This is a genomic window from Bacillus cereus group sp. BfR-BA-01356 (genome assembly GCF_022663635.1).
Lineage (GTDB): Bacteria > Bacillota > Bacilli > Bacillales > Bacillaceae_G > Bacillus_A > Bacillus_A cereus.
Window position 1 is genome coordinate 39339 of sequence record NZ_JAKUFX010000035.1, and the last position, 6000, is coordinate 45338.

A 6000-nucleotide genomic window follows, 5' to 3' on the forward strand; every position below is an offset into this window, starting at 1 on the left:
AGGAATTCTAAAACATAAAATACAAAAGTACCTTATATTATATAAGGTACTTTTGTATTTTTTAAAATGACATAAGATACGTTTACTTGAGTTTTTTAGGTAGTTAGGGTTTGATATACTAACTTAAAATAAAAATGTTGAGTAGTTCATTTTCATTATACATCAATATATCTGAATTAAAAATGCAATTTTGCATCGAAATATCTGCAGTACCAATTCCATAATAGTCTCAAGTCTATTAAAGTGGGAGCATTGTTGTTACTAGTTGGCGGAGTCATTTTCTTAAAACATAAAAATACATAAAAAGAGAAGTAAGGACGAGTTACGTAAAGTTGTATATGATTACATGCAGTGAGAAACAAGAATTAGAAACGTGTATGATGTATTGATGGCTACATGTTATGGGGGGAGGATACTTGTTATTGGAAAAAGTATTTAGTGAAAACATAAATTGAAGTGTTTGTATAAAAAACCTCCCAAAGGAGGCTTTTTATGAAGATAAACGTTTTGAAGCAGTCATCTTTTTAACGTTCATAATAATTTCACGTTCTAACATTTCATTTTTCTTACCAATTCGGCTTCCAATAAAGAAAACATCGATTAAAGCCCAGAAACCAAGCCCTCCAAGAGTCAGTGTCATGGCAATTGCCATACCAAAGTCACGTGCGTAGTAGCGGTGACCACCAAGTCCGCCTAGAAAAAACCAAATTAGGTAAGCAAGTCCTTTTGATTTTTTCTTTTTCTCAAACTCTGAAGTAACAAGAACCATTTGATCCGTTGTTAAGTCCTTTTTCAATAGTAGGTTATCCATTAAAATTCTCCCTTTAAATGTAAGATATAATTATTCCGAATATAAATATATCACAATATTAACTTTAATGTAATAAACCAGAAAAATATTATTGGTAATTCAAAAATTAATGGTTCAATACAATTTAAAGAATATGGTCAATCATTTGTGTGAAATAGCTTGTGTATATCATTTGGGATACTATAATTAATTTTCAATTTCATTTCAAGAACAACGGAAACAAAAGAGAAATCGAAACGAAATCATGAAAGAAACTATATTAAAAGCACTACGATTTAAAAATAGAAAAGGCCTCATCAAATAAAGATGACATTGGTGGATCAGTTTCAAGTTGTATAAAATTTAAAGCGCATTTGTAGAATCATGGAGAAATAAGAGATTGTTTGTTCGGTTCGCATAGCGAATCTGTTATTTAATTAAAACAAGAGATTTAGAAATATATAACATACATAATTATTATAGATGTCAATGGAATTCAAAAAGATGAAACTGTTGAATACAGAAATAGCTTTTTTGATGTTGCCTAGCTTTTTTAATGTCCTTTATAAAGGAGACAGATCACTTTATAAGAGTTCGTTGTTACTATATATATAATCATTAAGAGTATGTTTTGTTGGATCAGTATTTCTCAATAACAACAGCTATACATCCCATTTACATTTATTGTATGTAAAGCGTATGCTAGATTTAGTTGTAATAAATGGAAGGGAGCTGTATTTTTGAACAGAAAAGTTTTTTCTTCAGTTTTACTATCGTCACTTTTGTTTTTAGGAGTAACTGGTTCAGGAGGAGTAGAGGCTTCTATGATTACACAAATAAAGTATAACCAAGGCGGAGCAAAGTACATATATACAAATGCACCAGAAAGTGTATATGATAATCCAAATATGGGATCAAACTTTGAAGTTGGTAAGTATGCTTACTACACAAATGAAAGAATATTAGAAGCAAATCAAGAGTATAGTGCTGAATTTTTTAATCGAAATTATACTGGAGGTCAATTGAAATTTGGATATGCTATACACAATGAAGATCGTCAACCGCAAACTATAAGAATTAAAAATAGTGCTGTAAATGCAGCATATCCGGTTAGTTCTGATGGTTCATGGGATATAATGGGCATTACATCTAGTACTATAGTTCAATATGGAAATAGTAACAATGATCAAGTTATTACTATTCCAGCAGATGGGCATGTATTTATATTAGAAAAAGATGTAGAAGATACTTTTGCAGTTAATGGAAAAATTAAGTTTATTCCGAACGCAAAATTAACCCTACGTCAATTTGTTTCAAAGAAAAAACCAGATAGACAGTTCTCTAGCCCCGCAGAAATTTTTGATCCCTTAAAAACAACACAGGTTAAAAATTATAATAAAACTACTTCAACTGCTAATTATAATTACGATGAAAGGTATGCTGTTATTGATAATGTAACAACAAGTACCTTTTATGTAGGTTCAAAGACAAGTAAAGCCTATCCTCAACCTCGTGTTGGTATTAATGAATACGAAGCACCTATATGGTATCTAGAAAATTCTAACCCGACGCTTGAAGGAAACTATGGAATTGTTTATGATTTTCAATTTAAAAATGCGGCAGGAAAGAAAATTAGAATTAAGCCTGAAATTATATCAGAAAATGATAAGTCAACCGATCCAGAGAAATTCCCGCCACTAGCATTTTTTTCACAAGTAACGTACTGGACTTCAGGAACTTGGAAAAGTACAACCAAATTAACTAAACCTGATCAATATCATTATATAACTATTCCAGCAGATCAACATGTGAAATTTATATTACCGGGTGGTAATAATGGCAATAACCTTTTTGAAATTATAGAATAATGTTTTGGAAGTTAGAATTAAATAAATAGACAGAGTCATATTGTTGATGCCAATTTAAATAAAAATGTAAGAGAATAAAAAAATCGTCAGTTGCTTTTTAAAAGCGCTGACGATTTTTTGTATAGTCTCATAGCTAGACTTAATTATTAAAAGTTAAATAAATTTCTATATAGTGTAAATTTAAAGAAATTAAATAGGAATTTGGGACTATATTTGTTTTAAAGGGATTGAGGTGGATCTAATTTCATTGAATCTATCATAACTTTAATATTTTTCGAATTACCTTTAACAGATAGTTTCACTTTTTCAATTTCCAATGTTTTTGAAAAATCTTCATTTCCTATTGAGCCAATTAACTGATCTAATTCATTAGTCCATGTAATGTTAGTAGCTTGAATCATTGCCTTAATCGTAGGTATATCTGCGTAGCCAGTATACATAATTCCATCAATTACTTTTCCGTTTTCTCCTAACATGACACTTACCCATTTCATATCTTGATCTGATTTATCTACTTCTTTAGGGTAATAAAACCTATATGTATTGGATTTCTTTTCTAGTTCAAAATTAAATGGAAGAATTTCAATACCTTGAGTAGATACAGTACTCTTAATTTTATTATAGTTTTTTAAATATTCTTCTGCTGTCATATGTTTAAGTGCAACTTTTTCTTTTACATCCACTGGTTCTTTTTCGGGTGCTTCAATTTTGTTGAGAGTATCTTTGTGTTCTATATCTGTGCAACCTAAAAGGCTAGCCGCTATCAGGAAGGTTCCGAGTATAAGTATTTTCTTTGGCATAAAAATCTCTCCTTAAGTAATATAGGAAAAATGCCGAAAGAGTTGATATCCTTAACAATTTCGGCATTTTTCAAGTTTGGATATTTGAATTTTTTTATAACGAAAAAGAATCATTTATATGATCTAATTGATTTAAGAAAGAACAGTACAATTAGTCCTGAAATAAATAATAAGACCCCATTTATTAATAAGATTAATGGTGGACCATAAATGTCAGCGAAAAATGAGGAAATTGCTAAAGCGACTGGTGATGCAATACTCGTAAGAGAACCAAGTGTTCCAAAAGTCCTTCCCTGTAACTCAGGATCTACCTCAACTTTAATAATCACATTGACAAGCAATGTACAAAATGAAAAAAGTATTCCTAAGAGGAGAATTAATGGTACTGCATAAAGAACAGATGGAGCAAAAGATAGCCCTACAAAGATTGGAGCTAGTAAAACCATACTAAGGATTATCCACCAACCCCGTCGATGTAACTTATTATCAAAAAAGATAATAATGCCTGCGCCTAACATATAACCTATTGGAATGCTAGATTCAATTATCCCAAATTCAATCGGATTTGCCTTCCACACTTTTACAGACATTACTTGAATAAGCATTAATGAAGCAGTGAAAAATGTGATTAAAGTAGGCGAGAGTATAATAACAGATTTAGCAAAAGGGTTCTGCCATATATACTTGAATCCTGCAACAAGGTCCTCTTGAAATGAATTTTTGATCCTGTTTTTTTTGTAGAATTAGGAAACTTTCCACTTAACAACACTAAAATAGCGGATAACATAAAAGTAACTGCGTCAACTGAGATAGCAATGCTACCACCAAATGCTGCAACTACAACTCCTCCTATTGCTAGCCCCGAAATACGAGATACATTATCTGCTACATTTAATACTCCAGTAGCTTGTTGAACTTTGTCTTTTCCTACAATATCAACTAAGGAAGCATGGAATGCAGGTGACTGAAATAATCCTGCACAGGAAGTAAGAGCGGTTAAGATAATAATAAGAATAAAGGGGGTACCGGGTATTGCAATACAAAATGCGATGCTTAGTATTAAAAGACTTCTTATTATATCTGTTATCCACATTAGTTTTCTACGATCTACCCTATCTGCAACAGTACCTGCAATGGAAGAAAACAACATGCTCATGACCATATGAGTTATGGCAATTGTAGACATTAATTTGGCACTTCCTGTTGCTTGCAGTACCCAGAGGTTTAAAGCAATACTGTGAAATGAATTTCCAAACATTGATAAGGTATAACCTGTAAATACAAAAGTAAATGTACGATTTTTCCATAATGTCTTTTTCGAAGAAACAGCAAGAGCGGAATCTAATTCGACCTGTTGTTGCATAGTATTGTCACCTCACAAATTTAAGTATCTCATTTATAAAAATTTGTTTGCAAACTAATGGTGATGAACTTTAGTAATCGAGTTAGTTAGATGATTAATGAAATGGAATCTAATTGTAAAAGAGCTATATTAATATATGATATTGTTATTTTGAGGTAAAAACGGTAGGTATGAAATCGATTTAAGTACATAAATGTTTGAAAAATAAAAAACAATATAAATTAACCATAGAAATCTTAGAATGTAAGTGAATTTAAATTGTTATGAAATTAAATTACTAGAAAATATCTACTAATGGCATTATCAAATTTGTAAAAGTAAATCTTTAATTTATAAAGAAAATTTTAATTAGCATTTAGGAAGGAACATTTTAACTGTACAATAATGTTTTAATTTTTATATAAGATTTTTAAAAATAAAATATTTCTCCAGATTATTTTGGAAATTCTTTACAGCTTTTCCCTAGATTTTTAATATTTGTAAGATTGGAAGCTATATTTATATTTTATAGTTTATTTTGGAGTATAAGATTGGTATTAGTAGTAGAAATAGTATTTTTATTAATAATCTAGTATTTACTTTTAATACTCCTCTCCGTATAAAGTTTTACCAAATATTTTCAGGTGAATATTACCAAATAAAAAATGTTTTGTCTATGTATTTTATTGGGGCTATATTTTGTAAGCATAATTCAATGTAAGAATTTTCTATATTTATCCTCCCTATATAATGACATTTTTTCCCTTACTTCGACATAAATCAAATGGTACAGTTTATAGGACAAATATAGAACCCACTTGTAGACATTATTTTGTGTGAAAAATTGAATCGAAACATGAGTTACTAGTTAGGAGGCGAAATATATTGTAACTATTTTTCAAATAGTACTTAAGGGTAGAGTGCTAAACGTTTGAAAATAGCTGGTAAATGCTTCTATGGGATGGAGGTTGTCATTTGAAAGAAAAAGATAAGCTTAAGGTGAATAGGAACAACGTTAATTTTTCTAAGGATATAATATATCAAATTGTAACGGACAGATTCTATAATGGATGTCCATCATATAATCCCAAAGACCTGCGGTAGTATGTCAACTGAAAAATAATATCTTTTGAAGTTATCAAAGGACAAATTGCTTAAAAAAGACATCACGAAACTAGACCAGTATTTTATGTAAAATAC

The 6000-nt window shown here is 30.1% G+C and carries 5 protein-coding genes and 1 pseudogene; 2 read left to right on the forward strand and 4 right to left on the reverse strand.

Annotated elements, in window-relative coordinates; all coding sequences use genetic code 11:
* Positions 1–490 precede the first annotated feature (490 nt).
* Entirely contained in the window at positions 491–811 is a 321-nt protein-coding gene (locus MR168_RS14350; protein ID WP_086411939.1) for a TM2 domain-containing protein, read from the reverse strand.
* Between the two features lie 115 nt (positions 812–926).
* On the opposite strand from MR168_RS14350, the pseudogene MR168_RS14355 reads away from it, so the two are divergent.
* Positions 927–1183: pseudogene (locus tag MR168_RS14355) on the forward strand (IS3 family transposase); the annotation flags it as partial.
* A 347-nt stretch (positions 1184–1530) separates the two neighbouring features.
* A complete protein-coding gene (locus tag MR168_RS14360; RefSeq protein WP_086411938.1) occupies positions 1531–2658 on the forward strand; it encodes a copper amine oxidase in 1128 nt (375 codons plus the stop codon).
* A 218-nt stretch (positions 2659–2876) separates the two neighbouring features.
* Here MR168_RS14360 and MR168_RS14365 read toward each other — a convergent pair whose 3' ends face one another.
* The 3 genes from MR168_RS14365 to MR168_RS33345 all read right to left on the reverse strand — a co-directional run bounded on the left by MR168_RS14365 (position 2877) and on the right by MR168_RS33345 (position 4821).
* Positions 2877–3458, reverse strand: a complete 582-nt coding sequence (locus tag MR168_RS14365) for a hypothetical protein (RefSeq protein ID WP_086411937.1) — start codon at positions 3456–3458, stop codon at positions 2877–2879.
* Positions 3459–3568: 110 nt separating this feature from the next.
* Entirely contained in the window at positions 3569–4183 is a 615-nt protein-coding gene (locus MR168_RS33340) for an MFS transporter (protein ID WP_348980674.1), read from the reverse strand.
* Positions 4087–4821, reverse strand: a complete 735-nt coding sequence (locus MR168_RS33345) for an MFS transporter (protein ID WP_348980673.1) — start codon at positions 4819–4821, stop codon at positions 4087–4089. The genes MR168_RS33340 and MR168_RS33345 overlap by 97 nt, the downstream gene beginning before the upstream one ends.
* Positions 4822–6000: the final 1179 nt, after the last annotated feature.